This window comes from Listeria weihenstephanensis (assembly GCF_003534205.1).
Classification (GTDB): Bacteria; Bacillota; Bacilli; order Lactobacillales; family Listeriaceae; genus Listeria_A; species Listeria_A weihenstephanensis.
Genome location: NZ_CP011102.1, coordinates 1,579,221 through 1,595,857 on the forward strand (window position 1 = coordinate 1,579,221; position 16,637 = coordinate 1,595,857).

Sequence of the window (16,637 nt, forward strand, 5' to 3'; positions counted from 1 at the left end):
ATTAGAAAGGGGCATGATTAGAATGATTTTTAACACGGCACTTGAAGAAATAAAAGGAAATGTTAAAAGGATGACTGGAGATTTACCAAATTATAATTTAAATGGAGAATGGAAGGCCTTTTTATCTATAGATCATCAAACAAAGCGCGCTACTGTTATTAATTATTCAAATGCTTCGTTAGATTATATTTTTACGCAAATAAAAAAAGTGCTGGAAAAAAATAATACGAAGACGTTTAAAGTGGATATTGCTTACGATTTCAGGAAGATTATTTTTGAGGAATGGAATAAAAAAGCGCTACATACAAGAAAGAACTATTGTCGCTCAGGGATTTCATTTGATAAGGGTTTTCAAACGGCGCTTATGGAACAAGAAATCAATGGAAATGCGATGATTCAGCCAGGAGAATCAGGTCTGGCGTTAAATTTAGAGAATTTGAATAGGTACTTATTACAAGCTGATAAGTGCCGCAGAAAATTTGAAATAGAAGTGGATTCAGAATTGATTTTATTTGAAACGCTAGGTTTTTATTTTGATGGAGAAAAGATTATCAAACTTTATAGTGAGGGATTAAACAATGGGCGCCGGATACTAGATTCGATGGATACACCTGAGGTTGAGAGGGTTATTCATCAATCGGGTAGTTATTTAGCAAATCAAGTAGCTACTAGCGGCGAATTTGTCTATGGCTATTTTGCTTGTTTTGATAAAAAAATTAAACACTATAACAGCTTGCGTCACGCCAGTTCAACGTATTCGATGGTCGAGGCGTTTGAGGTTTCGCGAGATGCTACAATCATTACAGCTGCTAAACGCGCGTTGCAATTTCTAGCTGTGGATCTAATTCGAGAAACGGAAGACCGAGCTTATGTGGTCGAGCGTGATTCCAATGAAATCAAACTTGGTGCCAATGCGGCGGCTATTCTAGCTTTCACAAAATACATGAAAGTGACTGAAACAAACGATTATACAGCGCTATGCACAAAGCTGGCGCGCACAATTTGCGATCTACAGCAGGAGAACGGGCAATTTGTTCATGTTTTATCCTATCCTTCTCTGGAAGTAAAAGATCCGTTTCGAATTATTTATTATGACGGAGAGGCTGTATTTGCACTCTTGAGGTTATACGAAATCGATGCAAATCAAGATTGGCTAGATGCTGCGGTACAAGCTTTTGACCATTTTATCGCAAAAAAATATTGGAAAAATCACGATCATTGGTTGAGCTATTGCACGAATGAAATTACGAAATATTTGCCAGAGGATCGCTATTTTAAATTTGGGCTCAAAAATGGGTTTGGACGTTTAGAATTTATGTATGAACGAGAAACCGCATTTCCTACTTTTTTAGAGTTGACCGTCGCGACACATGATATGTGCAACCGCATGGATGAGCTGGGAAAATCCGCATTACTAGCAGGATATGATCGCGAACAATTGGAACGGACAATTGATAAACGAGCGGATCATCAGTTAAATAGTTTTTTCTACCCCGAATTAGCAATGTACTTTAAAAATCCAGCCCGAATTGAGAACAGTTTCTTCATTCGCCACCACTCCTTCCGCGTGCGAATTGATGATGTGGAGCACAATATATCAGGTTATTGTCGGTATTTAAACAGAATGAAAGCAGGTTTTCTCGAAAAAAATAAAGAAAAAATGCAGCTGTAAAGAAAAAACACTTTACAAACAAATCCTTTACTGGTAATATATATACTTGTGTAAGACTTTATGGAGGTGTATATAATAATGGCAGTTAAAATTCGTTTAAAACGTATGGGTTCTAATAAGAAACCTTTCTACCGTATTCAAGTAGCAGATTCTCGTTCTCCTCGTGATGGCCGTTCAATCGAAACAGTGGGTACATACAATCCACTACTCAATCCGGCAGAAGTGAAGATCGACGAAGAAGCAGTTTTGAAATGGTTGCATAACGGTGCGAAACCATCTGACACAGTTCGTAACTTGTTGTCAAAAGAAGGCATTATGGAAAAATTCCACAATTCAAAACTAGGTAAGTAATAGAGGTTATGGCTATGGAGGATTTAATTCTAACCATCGTAAAGCCACTCGTGGATCATCAAGATGACGTTGTTATCTCGGTAGAAGAGAGTGCTACAAGCCTTCTTTATAAGTTATCAGTAAACAAAGATGATATGGGCCGTGTCATAGGCAAGCAAGGACGAATCGCGAAATCGATTCGTACACTTGTCTATGCTACTGGATCTCGTAATGAGAAGAAAGTACGTCTTGAAATCATTGAATGACCACCCACATCTAGAATGTGCGGTGGTTTTTTTGTTGCTGGGATTGTTTGAACGAAGTGAATTACAAACCCAGTATGCATGAGAGCGGAGCGAGCAGGTAATCCATTGGTGCTCTTATACGCTGGCTCCAGAAAAATTAGTAGGCAAATAAGGAGCCAGCAGACTAAGGGAGCCTCAATATGCATGAGAGCGAAGCGAGCAGGTAAACCACCAGTGGGTTTTATGCCGTGAACGAGTGCGGACTAGGTGGGAACCGCCAAAATTACAACCCCAGTATGCATGAGAGTGGAGTGAACATGTAATCGATGACTCTTATACGCCAGGTTTTGAGTTAGCGTCATGTTCTTTCTTGAAGTTTCGGAGTCCAGTAAAGCCGTTGTCTCAAGTTCAGGTGTTTGTTTATGTTTAGTGTCTTCGGATCTAGCTCCAACAGCCAGCCTCTCGGAATTTTCGTGGCCTCCGTAAAAGTCAACAGAGGACTTTCACTGCGCCCCCTAACAAATTCTGTCGAGGCTAACGGGCTGTTTTCGCTTTTCATGTGATCTAGCTCCAACAGCCAGCCTCTCGGAATTTTCGTGGCCTCCGCAAAAGTCAAGAGAGGACTTTCACTGCGCCCTCTAACAAATTCTGTCGAGGCTAACGGGCTGTTTCTGCTTTTCATGAGATCTAGCTTCGGAAGCCAGCCCCTCGAAATTTTCGGTGCCTCCGAAAAATCCAAGGGAGGGATTTATCTGCGCCTCCTAACAAATTTTTTCGGGTCTAACGGGCGTCCTCTGCTTTTCATGTGTTACAATAAAATAACCCCCCCACACGGATAAAGGAGTGATTTTCATGAAAATTATCCAAAAAGTGACTGTAATGCAAGTGTTAACGGAAAAAAGTAAGCTGAAATTGGTGCAATTCTATATTGATCAGCGACAAAAATTGCAAAAAGAAAGTGATCAACTCCATTTTGAACAAAAAAAGATGGAACGTAAAAGTAAATTTAATCAGGAATCCGTGACTAGTTATTTTGCGAAAGAAATTGATATGCGTCATGAAAAAGTGAAGTTGATTGAGTTTCAAGCGGAACAACTCGAAATGTTGCCACTTGGAAGTGAGATTAAAGAACAAGAATTAGAAGCTATTCTTGATGTTTCTGTTGGGGATTCGTGGAATGAGAACATTTTTGCGAAGACAATTGTAGTGAAAGACGATATTATAGTAGAAATACGCTAGAGGTGAATTCATTGGAACAGATGTTTAATGTTGGAAAAATAGTAAATACACACGGTTTAATGGGAGAAGTACGCGTTATTTCGCTGACTGATTTTGCGGATGAGCGGTTTGTGCCTGGAAATGAATTATTTTTATTTGCGAAAGATAGTAAGAAACCGGAAAAATTGGTGATTAAAACGCACCGGAAACATAAAAACTTTGATTTGTTAACATTCGAGGGGATCATTGGTATTAATAACGTAGAGAGAATGCGTGATGGTCTACTTAAAGTTCCAGAATCTCAATTAGGAGACTTGGGTGAGCATGAATTTTATTTTCACGAAATTATCGGGTGCGAAGTTTACACAGAAGAGGGCGAACTTTTGGGAACCATCAGTGATATTTTGACGCCTGGTGCGAATGATGTTTGGGTTGTACAAATGAAGGGTCAAAAAGACAAGCTTGTGCCTTATATCGCGGATGTTGTGCAATCAGTCAATGTTTCGGATAAAAAAATCACGATTTCTGTCATGGAAGGATTGTTTGACTAAATGAAAATGGATGTCTTATCGATTTTTCCGACGATGTTTGATGGCATGACTGGAAACTCGATTGTCAAAAAAACAATTGAAAAAGGCCTTGTGGATGTTTCTATTATCGACTTTCGGGAATATGCAGAAGGAAAGCATCAAACGGTAGACGATTACCCTTATGGTGGCGGCGCTGGGATGCTTTTGAAGGCGCAACCGATTTTTTCGGCTGTGGAGGCACTACGGGAAAGAACGCCAGACACGAGGCCGCGTATCATTTTAATGGATCCGGCTGGGAAACGGTTTGACCAAAAAATGGCGGAGGAATTTTCCAAGGAAGAGCATCTTATTTTTATTTGTGGCCATTATGAAGGATACGATGAGCGGATTCGGGAATTTCTGGTGACGGATGAAGTGTCGATTGGCGACTATATATTAACTGGTGGTGAGATCGGGGCAATGGCGATGATGGATAGCGTTATCAGATTGCTCCCAGGGGCGCTTGGAAATGCCGATTCAGCTGTTACGGATTCTTTTTCTACAGGGTTACTCGAGCATCCGCATTACACGAGACCTGCGCAATTTCGCGATATGGAGGTTCCTGAAGTACTTTTAAATGGGAATCATAAGTTGATCGAGGAATGGCGGGAACGTGAATCATTGCGCCGCACATGGGAACGCCGGCCAGACTTACTTAAGAACTATACTTTATCTGATCAGCAACAAAAATGGTTAGAGGAGATACAAAGAGGAGTGGAATAGGCATGGGAATTTTTAAAAATGAAGAAGAGGAAAATCGCGATGATGTACTGAATCGTGATGTGGATTCGATACTTATCTCGACTGGACCGACAGCAGTCAATCATGATGTAGTACAGGTTATTTTTGTTCGAAATTATATTCAAGTCGAGGCAAAAGCGGGATGGACTGCGACATCTGATTTTGCGGGATTGGTTCGGGGATTACAAGAACAAGCGCATGAACTTGGTGGAGATGCGGTACTTAACTGTCATTTCGACGAACAATTTATTCGCGAAGAAGACGGCAAACTACTACTGAGCCAAGTTGGTTATGGTACAGTCGTGATGACAAAGATTACTAGATTTTAAAAATAGAAAACGAATGGAGTCTGCACCAGAAATGATGAATCTCCATTCGTTTTTAGTTTAGCTTATTTTTGGCGCGCGTCACTACTTTTTCAAGTAATGGCATTGGTTCTGGAATCATTTGTCCGTGACCAACTGCCAGAATACTTGGGTTGTGCAGCATGATTTTTTCAGTGGAGGCAATCCCCGTTTCTAAATCCCAAGTGCCCATTGTCGGAAACGGGAAAAGTGGGCGCGTATCACCAGCGATAGCGAGACCGCCTTTGGTTTGGAGCAAATCGCCGACAATAATGGCTTTTGTACGATTATCGAAAAAAGAAATGCTTCCTGGCGTGTGTCCTGGGGTCTCTATAACAGACAGAGAACCAACCATGTCACCTTCGCCGATCGTTTTCGTAACCTTGACTGGAAACACTTTAGGGTAGGAGCCTTTCGTCGGTTTTTGCGCTTCAAAAGCATACGGTTCGGGATTTTTTAATAGTTGTAGTTCTCGCGCAGAAAGCATCACTTGAGCATATGGATGTGCTTTTGTGATGGCTTGTAGCGCTCCGATGTGATCACCATGTGCATGGGTCAACACGATATAGCGGAGCGGTAAACCAATCATTGCGATATTCCACAAGATCTTTTTAGCGCTCATTGGCAGGCCAGCATCAATGAGCGTCAGGCTATCTCCATCCGTTATAAGATAGCAGTTTACAGGGAATAAAAATGGTAATGTGGTGATTTGCGTGATATAATTTTGCGATACATTTCTCATGGCATTGATACTTCCTTTCCTCATAGAAATACATACCCGTTTCTGAGGTTTATCATACCATATTTTAGCCATCAAGAAAAAACCCTTTACACGCTATGATAAATGTGATAAATTAGATTAGTAACTGGACAGATCCAGTTTTATAACGACGTTCCGCTTCATTACATATGTTGAATGAAAGAATGTCTGTTGGAAGGAGATGAAATGTAATGAATTTGTTAATCAATGAAATTACTAAAAGTCAATTAAATCCAGACGTACCTAGCTTCCGTCCTGGTGATACTGTTCGCCTTCACGTGAAGGTTGTCGAGGGAACTCGCGAACGTATTCAGCTTTTTGAAGGTGTTGTAATCAAACGCCGTGGAGCAGGAATCAGCGAAACTTTCACAGTTCGTAAAATCTCTTATAGTGTTGGCGTTGAGCGTACATTCCCTGTACACACTCCACGTATTGCACAATTAGAAGTGTTACGTCGTGGTAAAGTACGTCGTGCGAAATTGTATTACCTACGTGACTTGCGTGGTAAAGCAGCTCGTATTAAAGAAATTCGTTAATTATAAAAAGACGGTCGGCATTACGCTGATCGTCTTTTTATGTATCGCTTGCAAAAAGATGGCGTATCGCGTATTCTGATGATATCAAATCATGGAAAGGAAGTTAAACAATGAAACAACTTATTCCATATTTAACAACCGATCATTGTAAAGAAGCCGTCAGCTATTATCACGCTATTTTCGGAGGAGAAATCAAAAACTTCCAAATGTCAGACGGGATTCCAGGTTTTGAACAATATCCTGATAAAGTGCTTCACGCAGAGTTAGTCATTAACGCGAATTTGACGCTCTATCTCAATGATATTTTCCAAACACCAGTCACAGAAGGTAATAGTGTCATTTTAGGATTGGAATTCGAATCGGAAGAGGAGATCACGAATATCTATAATGCACTTGCAGAAGAAGGCAGCGTCGAAATGGAGTTGCAAGAAGCATTTTGGGGAGCAGTTCACGCCAAAGTTGTTGATAAATTTGGATTTAGCTGGGAGTTGAATTGGGAGAAATGACGAAGAGCAAAAAATTAACGCTCACAGGTCATGATAACTATATCATTGTCGAAAACCAATCAGGACAACACTTCAAACTAGATGGAACTCTTATTCGAGGCGGCTTCATCGCTGACGCAACATCCATCCAGGCATGGCATACCATCGACGAAACTATCCCCATTTCCCAATCCGAAAAGGACGAAATCATGACACAAATCATGCAACAAACTATCCAAAGTCCGTTCAAAATTATTTTCGAAGAGCCAGGTTTTGAAAGTTTTTCATAAAAAGCCTTGAAAAGCGTTCAAAACTTTGGTATGATAAATCTCGTGGTCAGATGAGTAGGTGATTTGACATATGCAGTCTAGCCATGGTACAATTACTTCTGGTTAATGAATGACAAGAAAGAAGGAGCATCCCGCTTCTCGCCTCGTAAATGTATTTTTGCAGGCAAAGAATTGGAATTATGGTTCACGTATGAAGTATGTGAATTTTCTGATGTGCGGGTTTGTAATGAAACCGGCGCTTTTTTTATGCGTACTTTCACTTGTTATGAGTAATAATTTATTGGAGGTGGCTCACCATTAGCAAAGACATGTTGGTAAACGATGGGATTCGTGCACGTGAATTAAGATTAATTGATCAAGACGGCGAACAGCTTGGTGTTAAAACAAAAGCTGAAGCACTTGAAATTGCGGAGAAAGCCAATTTGGACGTTGTTCTAGTTGCAGCGACTGCGAAACCGCCAGTAGCCCGTATTATGGACTATGGTAAATTCCGCTTCGAGCAACAGAAGAAAGAAAAAGAAGCTCGCAAAAATCAAAAAATCATCGTAATGAAGGAAGTTCGTTTAAGTCCTACGATTGACGAACACGATTTCGATACGAAACTACGTAACGCGCGCAAGTTCCTTGAAAAAGGCGATAAAGTAAAATGCTCTATCCGCTTTAAAGGGCGTGCGATTACCCATAAAGAAATCGGTCAGAAGGTGCTTGACCGTTTTGCGAAAGAGTGCGAAGACCTTTGTACAATTGAGCAAAGACCAAAAATGGACGGACGTTCAATGTTCTTAGTCCTAGCGCCAATTCAAGAGAAGTAAAGTTCTGAGGAGGAAAAATTCATGCCAAAAATGAAAACTCACCGTGGCTCTGCTAAGCGTTTCAAAAGAACAGGTTCTGGTAAATTAAAACGTTCGCACGGTTACACAAGTCATATGTTCGCAAACAAATCTCAAAAACAAAAACGTAAACTACGTAAGAGTGCGTTAGTTTCAAAAGGTGACTTCAAGCGTATTCGCCAAATGGTCGCTAAAATGAAATAAGCAAGTTTTAATTCGGAAAAACACAGAATCTATTTTTGTGAAAACCCATTAGGAGGTAATTTATATGCCACGCGTAAAAGGCGGAACAGTAACACGCAAACGTCGGAGAAAAGTAATTAAATTAGCGAAGGGCTATTATGGCTCGAAGCATACACTATATAAAGTAGCAAACCAAGCGGTAATGAAATCTTACCAATATGCTTACCGTGATCGTCGTCAAAAGAAACGTGATTTCCGTAAATTATGGATCGCACGTATCAATGCGGCAGCTCGTTTGAATGATCTTTCTTACAGCAAATTCATGCACGGTTTGAAATTAGCCGGTATTGACATGAACCGTAAAATGCTAGCAGACCTTGCCGTTCACGATGAAGCAGCTTTCACGCAAATCGCGACACAAGCAAAAGACGCTTTAGCTAAATAATAAAACGTTACATAAGCGGTAAACAAGGAGTTAAATTCTTGTTTACCGCTTATTTTTGTTGTGGAAGCAAAAGCATATCATTTGCCTTGAAGCGTACTCAAAGCTTTATACTGGACATAGACGAAGGGAGGTAACGAAACATGGCAAAAGTAACTGCAGGAAGAGATGCACTAGGAGAATTCGCTCCTAAATTTGCGGAACTAAATGATGATATTTTATTTGGTGAGGTCTGGTCACGTGAAGCAGAGTTACCAGCTCGAGATCGTTCCATCGTGACTATAACAGCGCTTATCACTGGTGGGAATTTTGAACAATTACCGTTTCATATGAAGAAAGCAAAAGAAAACGGAGTAACAAAAGAAGAAATGACGGAGATTATCACGCACGTAGCTTTTTATGTTGGTTGGCCGAAAGCATCGTCTGCTTTTAACATTGCAAAAGAACTGTACTAATTGAAACTAGGAGGAAGTAAGTTATGGCGAAAAATGAAGAAGTGAAGAATGGTGTTATTTTTCCAGTTGGAGAAAAGAACGATGCTTTTGCGCAGTATTTTATCGGCCAAAGTTATTTGAAAACGCTCGTCGCGGATCCTGCTGTTAACGTTGGTGTGGGTAATGTGACATTTGAGCCGGGCTGTCGTAATAACTGGCATATTCATCGTGACGGTTATCAGTTGTTACTCGTAACTGGTGGTGAAGGATGGTATCAAGAAGAAGGCAAGGACGCACAAATGTTGAAAGCTGGAGATGTGATTGTGACGCATGATGGCGTAAAGCATTGGCACGGCGCAACGAAAGACAGTTGGTTTGAGCACATCGCTATTACGACGGGAACGCCTGAGTGGCTAGAGCCTGTGGAAGAGGAATGGTATGCTGCTCTATAAAATCGCTTAAAAGCATAGTCTCATCGCCTATTTTCGCGGGTGATTACTATGCTTTTTTTGTAGTGGCAACGTTGTAAGTGGTTTTGCTAACGGAAATAACGTATACTATAGAAGGAAAAACATGCAATTCAAGGAGGAGCGTAACATGGATAAACAATTAGAAATGTTAAAAGAACTAACGGATGCAAAAGGAATTTCAGGAAACGAGCGCGCCGTACGCGAAGTTTTTAAGAATTACATAGAGCCACTAGCAGATACATTTGAAACGGACGGTCTTGGTAGCGCGATTGCAACAAAAACTGGCGACGCGAATGGACCAAAAATCATGATCGCAGGCCATTTAGACGAAGTTGGCTTCATGGTTACACGAATTGACGATAAAGGCTTCATCAAATTCCAAACAATCGGTGGCTGGGTTAGTTCTGTGATGCTAGCGCAACGTGTAACGATTGTCACGCGTTCTGGTGAAGAGATTACAGGCGTTATTGGTTCTAAGCCACCACACTTAATGAGTGCCGCTGAGCGTCAAAAGGCGTTTGACATTAAAGACATGTTTATCGATGTAGGTGCTGCGGATAAAGAAGAAGTAGAAGGTTGGGGAATTAAACCGGGGGATATGATCGTTCCTGCGTTTGAATTCACTGTGATGAAAAATGAGAAATATCTTCTTGCTAAAGCGTGGGACAACCGAATTGGTCTTGCTATCGCGATCGAAGTGTTGCGTAATTTAAAAGGAGAAAAACATCCAAATATCGTTTATGGCGTTGGAACAGTCCAAGAAGAGGTCGGCTTGCGTGGCGCTAAAACATCTGCGCATCAAGTTATGCCAGATATCGCATTTGGTGTTGATGTAGGAATTGCCGGCGATACACCAGGCGTTACAGCAAAAGAAGCAGTCAGCAAAATGGGGGAAGGTCCGCAAATTATTATATACGATGCTTCGATGATCAGTCACGCACCATTGCGCAATTTTGTAACGGACGTAGCGGATGAATTAGAAATCCCGTATCAATTTGAAGCTATTGCAGCTGGTGGAACAGATTCGGGTGCGATTCACTTAACTGGGAACGGTATCCCATCGCTGTCCATCACAATTGCGACGCGTTACATTCATTCACATACTTCCATGCTTCACCGTGACGATTTTACCAACGCCGTGAAGCTTATTACAGAAGTTGTAAAACGTTTGGATGCTGATAAAGTAAGTGAAATTCGTTTAGGCTAAGACAACAAGGGTAACCTAGAGGAGGTTTACAGCAGTGAAATCCGTATTTATTCTCGGTGGAACAGGACTGATAGGTCATGCTGCAACTAGCGCTTTTCTTGCCACGGAGGACTATCATGTCACGACATTTTCTTTACCACCAGTGCCAGAAGTTGGTGTACTTGATCTGCGTGCTCGCCATCATTTTGGCAATATAAATGAGATGTCTGATGCAGAAATTGTGAAACTTTTAAAAGGACAGGATATTTTTATTTTTGCGGGTGGGGTTAATTCACACTTTATGCCTAAGAAACCAGCGAAGGAATTCTTTTTTCAGGTGAATGTGGAACCGGTCGTGCATTTAGCGCAATTGGCTAGACAAGCTGGGGTTTCGAAATTTATCCTCTGTACCTCATTCTATAACTATTTTCATGCGTTGTGGCCAGAATTGCAATTGACGGGGATTCATCCGTATATTTATGCAAGCGTGGAACAGGAAATGCGGTTGTTGAATGAGAACGGAAATGGGCTGACAACGATTGCGCTTCGACTGCCCTACGTGGTTGGTCTTGTTCCGAATCGGGTTTCTGCTTGGGTAAACTATGCTAGGCGTTTGCATAAGGCTGAGTTTCCGCTTTACGTGAATCATCATAACGAAGCGACAGGCGGATCATGTTATATGACGGCGAAGCAGGTTGGCCAAGCGTTGGTAGGTGCTGCCGATGATGCGGTGATATCCAAAAGTTATACACTCGGATGGAGCAACATATCCAATGAATCGTTTCTTATGCATGCGAGCAAGGCTTTAGGAGCAGATATCCAAATAAAACCGATGACATTCCGTGAACTTCAAGCAAAGGCTAGAAAAGAAGCGCACGAAAATGAACTTGCGGGTAAAGAGGCAGGACTTGAGCCGGTTGCTTATACGGAGTTGCTAACGAGAGCACTCTACATTGATCCAATAGAAGCGCTCGATGTCCTAGATTATCATGCAGATAACGTAGAACAGGAAATTCACAATGTGTTCGCAAGTTTGGACAACAAAAAACGATGATGCTATTTTTTGCATCATCGTTTTTCTTTCTATAAAATACCCAACTGTTGCAAAAACACTAGGAAAATCGCGACTGGGCATATATATTTTAAAAGTAATAACCACGTCGCGAAAAGTTTGAAGCGAAAAGCGCCATCCGACGTAATTTCATCCAGCAACATCTGTCGGGGCATCCTGAATCCAACGAAAATCGCGATTAGAAAGGCGCCGATTGGAAGCAAGATATTCGAAGAAAGATAATCTGCGATGCCAAATAAATTTTTCCCGAAAATCGTTACATCTGAGAGAACGCCAGTACTGAGCGAAGTAGGGACGGCGAGCAATGTCACAATCGCCACAACAATCAACAAAACACGTTTTCTAGCTGCTGGACGTTTTTCTAGGAATGCCGTGACAGGAACTTCGAATAAGTTGAAACTAGATGTCAATGCGGCGAACAAAAATAACACGAGGAATAGCAGTAAGAATACAATGCCAAACGGTACTTGGTTAAAGATCGCTGGTAACACGATGAAAAGTAAACCCGGTCCAGCTTGCGGCTCAATCCCGAATGAAAAAGCAGCAGGGAAAATAGCAAGACCTGCAAACAATGAGATAAGCAAGTTCATCAAAGCCACCGTTAGCGCGCTACTTGGCAAGAAAACATCGCGCTTTAAATAAGAAGCATACGTAATCATACCACCAACGCCAACTGCAAGTGAAAAGAAACTCTGGCCAAGCGCTTGTAAAATAGCATCCGAGGTTAAATCATCAAATTTCGGCTGTAAAAAGTAGGATACGCCATCCATCGCATTCGGCAATGTCAATGAATAGACAATCAAGATCAGCAAGAAAATAAAGAGCGCAGGCATCATCCAACGATTCGCGCGTTCAATTCCAGCTGTAATACCGTTTAATAGCACGAAAAGATTAATCGCAATAAAGATTACGGTTGCTAAAATCACCTGTAACGGATCATTCGAAGTGGTTACAAACAGATCCGTCAAAGCGCCTACCGAAAGGCCTTGAAGCGCTCCGGTCACTGCTTTCCATATGTAAAGCAAAGCCCAACCACCAACAACACAATAAAAAGCGAGAATCAAGAAACACGTAATAACACCAATGCGTCCCGTCCAATCCCATTTTGTATTCGGCGCTAATTTTTGATACGCCGAAATAGTTCCACTCTGCGTTTTCCGACCGATAACGAATTCGCCGAGCAATACAGGCAGTCCAATAAATATTGTGAAAATCGCGAAGATGAGGAAGAATGCTCCACCACCAGCATTTGCCGTCACATAAGGCATTTTCCACAAAGCGCCAAGCCCAATGGCCGAGCCCGCCGCCGATAAAATAAATCCTAATTTTGAAGTCCATTGTTCCCGATTTGTCTGCATAATAATCTTTGTCTCCCCTTTAACACGTTTTACCTTTAACGTATTATAACAGTTTTGCGTAGAACATAACAACCTGAAAAAGAAGCTTTTCGCAAAATGGGTATTTAAACAACTTGATTATGCTATAATAGACAAGAATGGGAGCGTGATAATCGTGGAAATGATCAAATCAACGAAAAACGACCGCGTCAAAAATTGGCGTAAATTGCAAACAAAAAAAGGGAGACAGCAAGAGTTCTCCTATCTAATAGAAGGTTTTCATCTTGTGGAAGAAGCGTTGCGTCAAGATGGACTCGTAACAGAGCTAATTATAGCGCCGAACGTGAAAATACCTGAAGAGTGGAATACCGCGAACATCCCTGTATTTTATGTGAATAAAGAAGTCGCGACGAGCATCAGCGAAACGATCACAGATCAAGGTATTTTTGCTGTGGTCAAAATGGAAGATCCTGAGATTATGATGCTGTTTGGCAAGAAGTTCTTAATGCTTGATGGCGTGCAAGATCCAGGGAATGTCGGAACACTGATTCGTACAGCCGATGCAGCAGGTTACGACGCTGTTATCCTTGGCCGAGGAAGCGCCGATTTATACAATCCAAAAGTGATTCGTTCCACGCAAGGAAGTCATTTTCATATCCCTGTTTTACAAGGGAATTTGCTGAACTGGATTGAGCGTTTGGAAGAGGATGGTGTACCGATTTTTGGAGCTGTTTTAGATGATACAGCGACGAAATTACAGGATGTGGAGCCACGCGAAACATTGGCTTTAATGGTTGGTAACGAAGGCAGCGGTATCCAAGAAGAGCTGCAAACACGATTAACGCATAAAGTGTACATACCGATATATGGTGCTAGCGAGTCGTTGAATGTTGCGGTAGCCGCTGGAATTTTGATGTATGGGTTGAGAAAGTAAATATTCCGATTACAAAACAAGCATCGGCCTGAAATCCAGGTTGATGCTTGTTTTTAGTTTGTCGAAAAACACGTACTATATTGAGGTTTGGCAGGCAATCGCTCACGGCTTTTTCTTAATCTGGCATTTTCACTTCGTTGATTAGCACCGGTTTTAAAGAAGATTTCACACTGCTAACAATTCCTTTTGCAGCGCCCCAATCAATATTAAATAGCGTGCCAGATCCTCCTGTTGTAATCATCGTAACCTCGGTAACATGATTAAAGTCATGCACCACAATGAATAAAGACGTGTGGCTTCCAGGACGTAAGGCGGACTGTTCATAGGTTAACATACCTTGCTGAAATTCCCCAAACGACCGAAGCTCTTCAAAAACGAGATCATTCGCAGGTTGGGAGAATTTGATTAAATCCATTGTTTCGGCGACACTGCCTTTTACGACATATCTTTTTTGTGTCATGATTCGCAATCCCTCCTAGTATTTTTTAGGTACGGACATATTTGATACTTCCATTTTACGCCTAAATGAGTGAATTTTCAATGTATCTATGCGCTTATTAATTGTAAGTATCAGAGGTTAAATTAGTTACTTTCTAGCTAGGAATATGGTACAATACTTTTAGAGGTGAGAACAATGAAAGAAGAAACGCATACAATGTGTCCGAAGTTCGAGAATGCCTTTTCGCTACTTGGTAAGCGTTGGACTGGTCTAATTATTAATGTTTTGCTTGATGGACCGAAACGCTTTAAGGAAATTGCAGGCGAGATTACGCAAATGAGTGATCGTGTCCTTGCAGAGCGCTTAAAAGAGTTAGAAGAATCCGGAATAGTCGTGCGCCATGTGTACCCAGAGACACCTGTTCGCATTGAATATGTACTAACTGAAAAAGGTAAAGGCTTGGAGAAAGTCATGATTCAGGTTCAGGAATGGGCCGAAGTTTGGGTAGAACTGAAAAGCTGAGGAAGCCCGTTATGTTGATGCACAAAGTGAAAATGACAACCTTTTAATTGTTATGGAGGCCACGAAAATTTTGAGGGGCACAGAGAAGGAAGGCAGTTTCATTTCATTCAACTGCATATTGTGGTTCTAAAAAAGCACATTACGCTTTTTAGAACCACAACAAAGCTAGATCCGAAGGCGCATAACAATGTTTATGCGCCACATTTCTGTTTTACCTTGAAAAAGTTAGCCAAACATACTATAATGGAACGTATCAACTAAATATGCTTAAAGACGTTGAAGGAGACAAGTAGCTTTACGGATTCATTTTTAGGGAGAGGTTATCTTAGACTGCAAATAACCTCACATGATACGTAATTGCGAAAAGTTCAGCTCTGGAGTCGCTGTCGGGATTTTTTTGAATGAAAGGCAGATCGGTGTGAAGCCGTTATCGGAATGAAGTGGATGGCTTTTTGCTGTCTATTAGGGTGGTACCGCGTGATTATAACCTCGTCCCTTTGTGGATAAGGTTTTTTATTTTGGCTAAAAATAAGGAGTGAAGTAGCGTGTTAGATCAGTTGGAGCAATTGAAACAAGAAGCTGTGAAGAAAATAGCGGCTGTAGGAAATTTGGAAGCGTTGAACGACCTACGTGTGAAGTACTTAGGTAAAAAGGGACCAATGACAGAAATCATGAAACAGATGGGTAAACTAACCGCGGAGGAACGTCCAAAAGTAGGCGTGATCGCAAACCAGGTTCGGGAACAATTAACGAACGCCATCCAGGAAAAGCAAGACAATCTGGGCGCGGCAGAAATCGAGAAACAACTTGCGAATGAGACGATCGATGTGACATTACCAGGAACACCTGTCAAAGAAGGAACAGCACATCTATTAACGCAAGTCGTCGAAGAAATTGAAGACCTATTCATCGGCATGGGTTACACGATCGCAGAAGGCCCAGAAGTAGAGAAAGATTACTATAACTTCGAAGCCCTAAACCTACCAAAAGATCACCCAGCACGAGATATGCAAGACAGTTTCTACATTACAGAAAATACGTTATTACGTACACAAACATCTCCAGTTCAAGCTCGCGTAATGGAGCAACACGATTTTGCAAATGGTCCAATTAAAATTATTTGCCCAGGAAAAGTGTACCGCCGTGATAATGATGACGCGACACATTCACATCAATTCACACAAATCGAAGGACTTGTTGTGGATGAAAAAATTACATTGGCCGATTTAAAAGGAACATTAACCGTACTTGCTAAAAAAATGTTCGGCGAAGAGCGCGATGTTCGTTTACGTCCAAGTTTCTTCCCGTTCACAGAACCATCCGTTGAAATGGATATCTCTTGTTTTAGCTGCGGCGGCGAAGGGTGTCGCGTATGTAAAGGCACCGGTTGGATCGAGATTCTCGGTTCAGGCATGGTACATCCGAATGTACTTGAAATGTCGGGCATTGATTCTAAAAAATATAGCGGTTTTGCATTTGGAATGGGTCCAGAGCGTGTCGCGATGTTAAAATATGCGGTCGACGATATTCGTCACCTATACACGAACGATTTGCGGTTTACAAATCAATTTTCGGTGAAAGAATAAGGGGGCGAGAAA

Annotated in this window: 23 protein-coding genes and 2 other annotated features; of the genes, 20 read left to right on the forward strand and 3 right to left on the reverse strand. The window is 41.5% G+C overall.

The genetic code is table 11. From position 1 onward, the window contains the following. Positions 1–22: 22 nt before the first annotated feature. From UE46_RS07650 to UE46_RS07680, 7 genes are all read left to right on the forward strand, one after another. A complete protein-coding gene (locus UE46_RS07650) occupies positions 23–1,672 on the forward strand; it encodes a poly(glycerol-phosphate) alpha-glucosyltransferase (RefSeq protein WP_118907516.1) in 1,650 nt (549 codons plus the stop codon). 78 nt (positions 1,673–1,750) lie between these two features. Next, positions 1,751–2,023: a 30S ribosomal protein S16 gene (gene rpsP, locus UE46_RS07655; RefSeq protein ID WP_036062095.1), complete on the forward strand. Its 273-nt coding sequence runs from the start codon at positions 1,751–1,753 to the stop codon at positions 2,021–2,023. Between the two features lie 14 nt (positions 2,024–2,037). After that, the gene (locus UE46_RS07660; protein ID WP_036062097.1) at positions 2,038–2,268 is read left to right on the forward strand and encodes a KH domain-containing protein; all 231 of its coding nucleotides are present in this window, start codon (positions 2,038–2,040) and stop codon (positions 2,266–2,268) included. 831 nt (positions 2,269–3,099) lie between these two features. After that, on the forward strand, positions 3,100–3,486 hold the full coding sequence (locus tag UE46_RS07665) for a YlqD family protein (protein WP_036062100.1): 387 nt from the start codon (positions 3,100–3,102) through the stop codon (positions 3,484–3,486). Between the two features lie 20 nt (positions 3,487–3,506). After that, on the forward strand, positions 3,507–4,016 hold the full coding sequence (rimM, locus tag UE46_RS07670) for a ribosome maturation factor RimM (RefSeq protein ID WP_269467372.1): 510 nt from the start codon (positions 3,507–3,509) through the stop codon (positions 4,014–4,016). Beyond that, positions 4,017–4,757, forward strand: a complete 741-nt coding sequence (gene trmD, locus UE46_RS07675; RefSeq protein WP_036062103.1) for a tRNA (guanosine(37)-N1)-methyltransferase TrmD — start codon at positions 4,017–4,019, stop codon at positions 4,755–4,757. 2 nt (positions 4,758–4,759) lie between these two features. Further along, a complete protein-coding gene (locus UE46_RS07680) occupies positions 4,760–5,104 on the forward strand; it encodes a hypothetical protein (RefSeq protein ID WP_036062105.1) in 345 nt (114 codons plus the stop codon). A 52-nt stretch (positions 5,105–5,156) separates the two neighbouring features. Here the strand turns inward: UE46_RS07680 and UE46_RS07685 are convergent, their stop codons facing one another. Next, complete coding sequence (locus UE46_RS07685) at positions 5,157–5,861, reverse strand: MBL fold metallo-hydrolase (RefSeq protein ID WP_118907517.1); 705 nt, start codon at positions 5,859–5,861, stop codon at positions 5,157–5,159. Positions 5,862–6,070: 209 nt separating this feature from the next. Between UE46_RS07685 and rplS the strand changes: the two genes are divergently transcribed. From rplS to UE46_RS07735, 10 genes are all read left to right on the forward strand, one after another. After that, positions 6,071–6,415 carry a 50S ribosomal protein L19 gene (gene rplS, locus UE46_RS07690; RefSeq protein ID WP_036062108.1) on the forward strand — a complete coding sequence of 115 codons (345 nt, stop codon included), beginning with the start codon at positions 6,071–6,073 and terminating at the stop codon, positions 6,413–6,415. 110 nt (positions 6,416–6,525) lie between these two features. Continuing rightward, positions 6,526–6,921, forward strand: a complete 396-nt coding sequence (locus UE46_RS07695; RefSeq protein WP_036062110.1) for a VOC family protein — start codon at positions 6,526–6,528, stop codon at positions 6,919–6,921. After that, a complete protein-coding gene (locus UE46_RS07700) occupies positions 6,918–7,190 on the forward strand; it encodes a hypothetical protein (protein ID WP_036062112.1) in 273 nt (90 codons plus the stop codon). Before UE46_RS07695 ends, UE46_RS07700 begins: the two co-directional genes overlap by 4 nt. 112 nt (positions 7,191–7,302) lie before the next feature. Then, positions 7,303–7,441, forward strand: a sequence feature (ribosomal protein L20 leader region). 45 nt (positions 7,442–7,486) lie between these two features. Further along, entirely contained in the window at positions 7,487–8,002 is a 516-nt protein-coding gene (gene infC, locus UE46_RS07705; protein ID WP_077912576.1) for a translation initiation factor IF-3, read from the forward strand. A 21-nt stretch (positions 8,003–8,023) separates the two neighbouring features. Next, positions 8,024–8,224 (forward strand): 50S ribosomal protein L35, encoded by a 201-nt coding sequence (rpmI, locus tag UE46_RS07710; RefSeq protein ID WP_036064633.1) that lies wholly within the window; start codon positions 8,024–8,026, stop codon positions 8,222–8,224. Positions 8,225–8,288: 64 nt separating this feature from the next. After that, complete coding sequence (gene rplT / locus UE46_RS07715) at positions 8,289–8,648, forward strand: 50S ribosomal protein L20 (RefSeq protein ID WP_036062116.1); 360 nt, start codon at positions 8,289–8,291, stop codon at positions 8,646–8,648. 140 nt (positions 8,649–8,788) lie between these two features. After that, a complete protein-coding gene (locus UE46_RS07720) occupies positions 8,789–9,100 on the forward strand; it encodes a carboxymuconolactone decarboxylase family protein (RefSeq protein WP_036062120.1) in 312 nt (103 codons plus the stop codon). A 23-nt stretch (positions 9,101–9,123) separates the two neighbouring features. Continuing rightward, complete coding sequence (locus UE46_RS07725) at positions 9,124–9,531, forward strand: cupin domain-containing protein (protein WP_036062121.1); 408 nt, start codon at positions 9,124–9,126, stop codon at positions 9,529–9,531. A gap of 145 nt (positions 9,532–9,676) precedes the next feature. Beyond that, positions 9,677–10,756: a M42 family metallopeptidase gene (locus UE46_RS07730; protein WP_036062122.1), complete on the forward strand. Its 1,080-nt coding sequence runs from the start codon at positions 9,677–9,679 to the stop codon at positions 10,754–10,756. Positions 10,757–10,790: 34 nt separating this feature from the next. Further along, complete coding sequence (locus UE46_RS07735) at positions 10,791–11,789, forward strand: NAD-dependent epimerase/dehydratase family protein (RefSeq protein WP_036062123.1); 999 nt, start codon at positions 10,791–10,793, stop codon at positions 11,787–11,789. A gap of 29 nt (positions 11,790–11,818) precedes the next feature. Here UE46_RS07735 and UE46_RS07740 read toward each other — a convergent pair whose 3' ends face one another. Then, the gene (locus tag UE46_RS07740) at positions 11,819–13,165 is read right to left on the reverse strand and encodes a sodium-dependent transporter (RefSeq protein WP_036062125.1); all 1,347 of its coding nucleotides are present in this window, start codon (positions 13,163–13,165) and stop codon (positions 11,819–11,821) included. A 154-nt stretch (positions 13,166–13,319) separates the two neighbouring features. Between UE46_RS07740 and UE46_RS07745 the strand changes: the two genes are divergently transcribed. After that, the gene (locus tag UE46_RS07745; RefSeq protein WP_036062126.1) at positions 13,320–14,078 is read left to right on the forward strand and encodes a TrmH family RNA methyltransferase; all 759 of its coding nucleotides are present in this window, start codon (positions 13,320–13,322) and stop codon (positions 14,076–14,078) included. A 115-nt stretch (positions 14,079–14,193) separates the two neighbouring features. Here the strand turns inward: UE46_RS07745 and UE46_RS07750 are convergent, their stop codons facing one another. Beyond that, positions 14,194–14,538 carry a DUF6054 family protein gene (locus UE46_RS07750; RefSeq protein WP_036062127.1) on the reverse strand — a complete coding sequence of 115 codons (345 nt, stop codon included), beginning with the start codon at positions 14,536–14,538 and terminating at the stop codon, positions 14,194–14,196. A gap of 174 nt (positions 14,539–14,712) precedes the next feature. Between UE46_RS07750 and UE46_RS07755 the strand changes: the two genes are divergently transcribed. Both UE46_RS07755 and pheS read left to right on the forward strand, forming a co-directional pair. Beyond that, a complete protein-coding gene (locus UE46_RS07755) occupies positions 14,713–15,039 on the forward strand; it encodes a winged helix-turn-helix transcriptional regulator (RefSeq protein WP_036062128.1) in 327 nt (108 codons plus the stop codon). Positions 15,040–15,306: 267 nt separating this feature from the next. Further along, positions 15,307–15,539 (forward strand) — a binding site (T-box leader). Positions 15,540–15,584: 45 nt separating this feature from the next. Next, a complete protein-coding gene (pheS, locus tag UE46_RS07760; RefSeq protein ID WP_036062130.1) occupies positions 15,585–16,625 on the forward strand; it encodes a phenylalanine--tRNA ligase subunit alpha in 1,041 nt (346 codons plus the stop codon). Positions 16,626–16,637 lie beyond the last annotated feature (12 nt).

What these genes read in the sequence shown, in the direction of transcription:
- UE46_RS07685 (WP_118907517.1), bottom strand. Translation starts at nt 5,861, where the DNA reads ATGAGAAATGTATCGCAAAATTATATCACGCAAATCACCACATTACCA.
- UE46_RS07650 (WP_118907516.1), top strand. Translation starts at nt 23, where the DNA reads ATGATTTTTAACACGGCACTTGAAGAAATAAAAGGAAATGTTAAAAGG.
- rplT (WP_036062116.1), top strand. Translation starts at nt 8,289, where the DNA reads ATGCCACGCGTAAAAGGCGGAACAGTAACACGCAAACGTCGGAGAAAA.
- UE46_RS07755 (WP_036062128.1), top strand. Translation starts at nt 14,713, where the DNA reads ATGAAAGAAGAAACGCATACAATGTGTCCGAAGTTCGAGAATGCCTTT.
- rpmI (WP_036064633.1), top strand. Translation starts at nt 8,024, where the DNA reads ATGCCAAAAATGAAAACTCACCGTGGCTCTGCTAAGCGTTTCAAAAGA.
- UE46_RS07730 (WP_036062122.1), top strand. Translation starts at nt 9,677, where the DNA reads ATGGATAAACAATTAGAAATGTTAAAAGAACTAACGGATGCAAAAGGA.
- UE46_RS07665 (WP_036062100.1), top strand. Translation starts at nt 3,100, where the DNA reads ATGAAAATTATCCAAAAAGTGACTGTAATGCAAGTGTTAACGGAAAAA.
- UE46_RS07720 (WP_036062120.1), top strand. Translation starts at nt 8,789, where the DNA reads ATGGCAAAAGTAACTGCAGGAAGAGATGCACTAGGAGAATTCGCTCCT.
- UE46_RS07660 (WP_036062097.1), top strand. Translation starts at nt 2,038, where the DNA reads ATGGAGGATTTAATTCTAACCATCGTAAAGCCACTCGTGGATCATCAA.
- rimM (WP_269467372.1), top strand. Translation starts at nt 3,507, where the DNA reads ATGTTTAATGTTGGAAAAATAGTAAATACACACGGTTTAATGGGAGAA.
- UE46_RS07680 (WP_036062105.1), top strand. Translation starts at nt 4,760, where the DNA reads ATGGGAATTTTTAAAAATGAAGAAGAGGAAAATCGCGATGATGTACTG.
- rplS (WP_036062108.1), top strand. Translation starts at nt 6,071, where the DNA reads ATGAATTTGTTAATCAATGAAATTACTAAAAGTCAATTAAATCCAGAC.
- UE46_RS07740 (WP_036062125.1), bottom strand. Translation starts at nt 13,165, where the DNA reads ATGCAGACAAATCGGGAACAATGGACTTCAAAATTAGGATTTATTTTA.
- UE46_RS07750 (WP_036062127.1), bottom strand. Translation starts at nt 14,538, where the DNA reads ATGACACAAAAAAGATATGTCGTAAAAGGCAGTGTCGCCGAAACAATG.
- UE46_RS07700 (WP_036062112.1), top strand. Translation starts at nt 6,918, where the DNA reads ATGACGAAGAGCAAAAAATTAACGCTCACAGGTCATGATAACTATATC.
- trmD (WP_036062103.1), top strand. Translation starts at nt 4,017, where the DNA reads ATGAAAATGGATGTCTTATCGATTTTTCCGACGATGTTTGATGGCATG.
- UE46_RS07695 (WP_036062110.1), top strand. Translation starts at nt 6,526, where the DNA reads ATGAAACAACTTATTCCATATTTAACAACCGATCATTGTAAAGAAGCC.
- rpsP (WP_036062095.1), top strand. Translation starts at nt 1,751, where the DNA reads ATGGCAGTTAAAATTCGTTTAAAACGTATGGGTTCTAATAAGAAACCT.
- UE46_RS07725 (WP_036062121.1), top strand. Translation starts at nt 9,124, where the DNA reads ATGGCGAAAAATGAAGAAGTGAAGAATGGTGTTATTTTTCCAGTTGGA.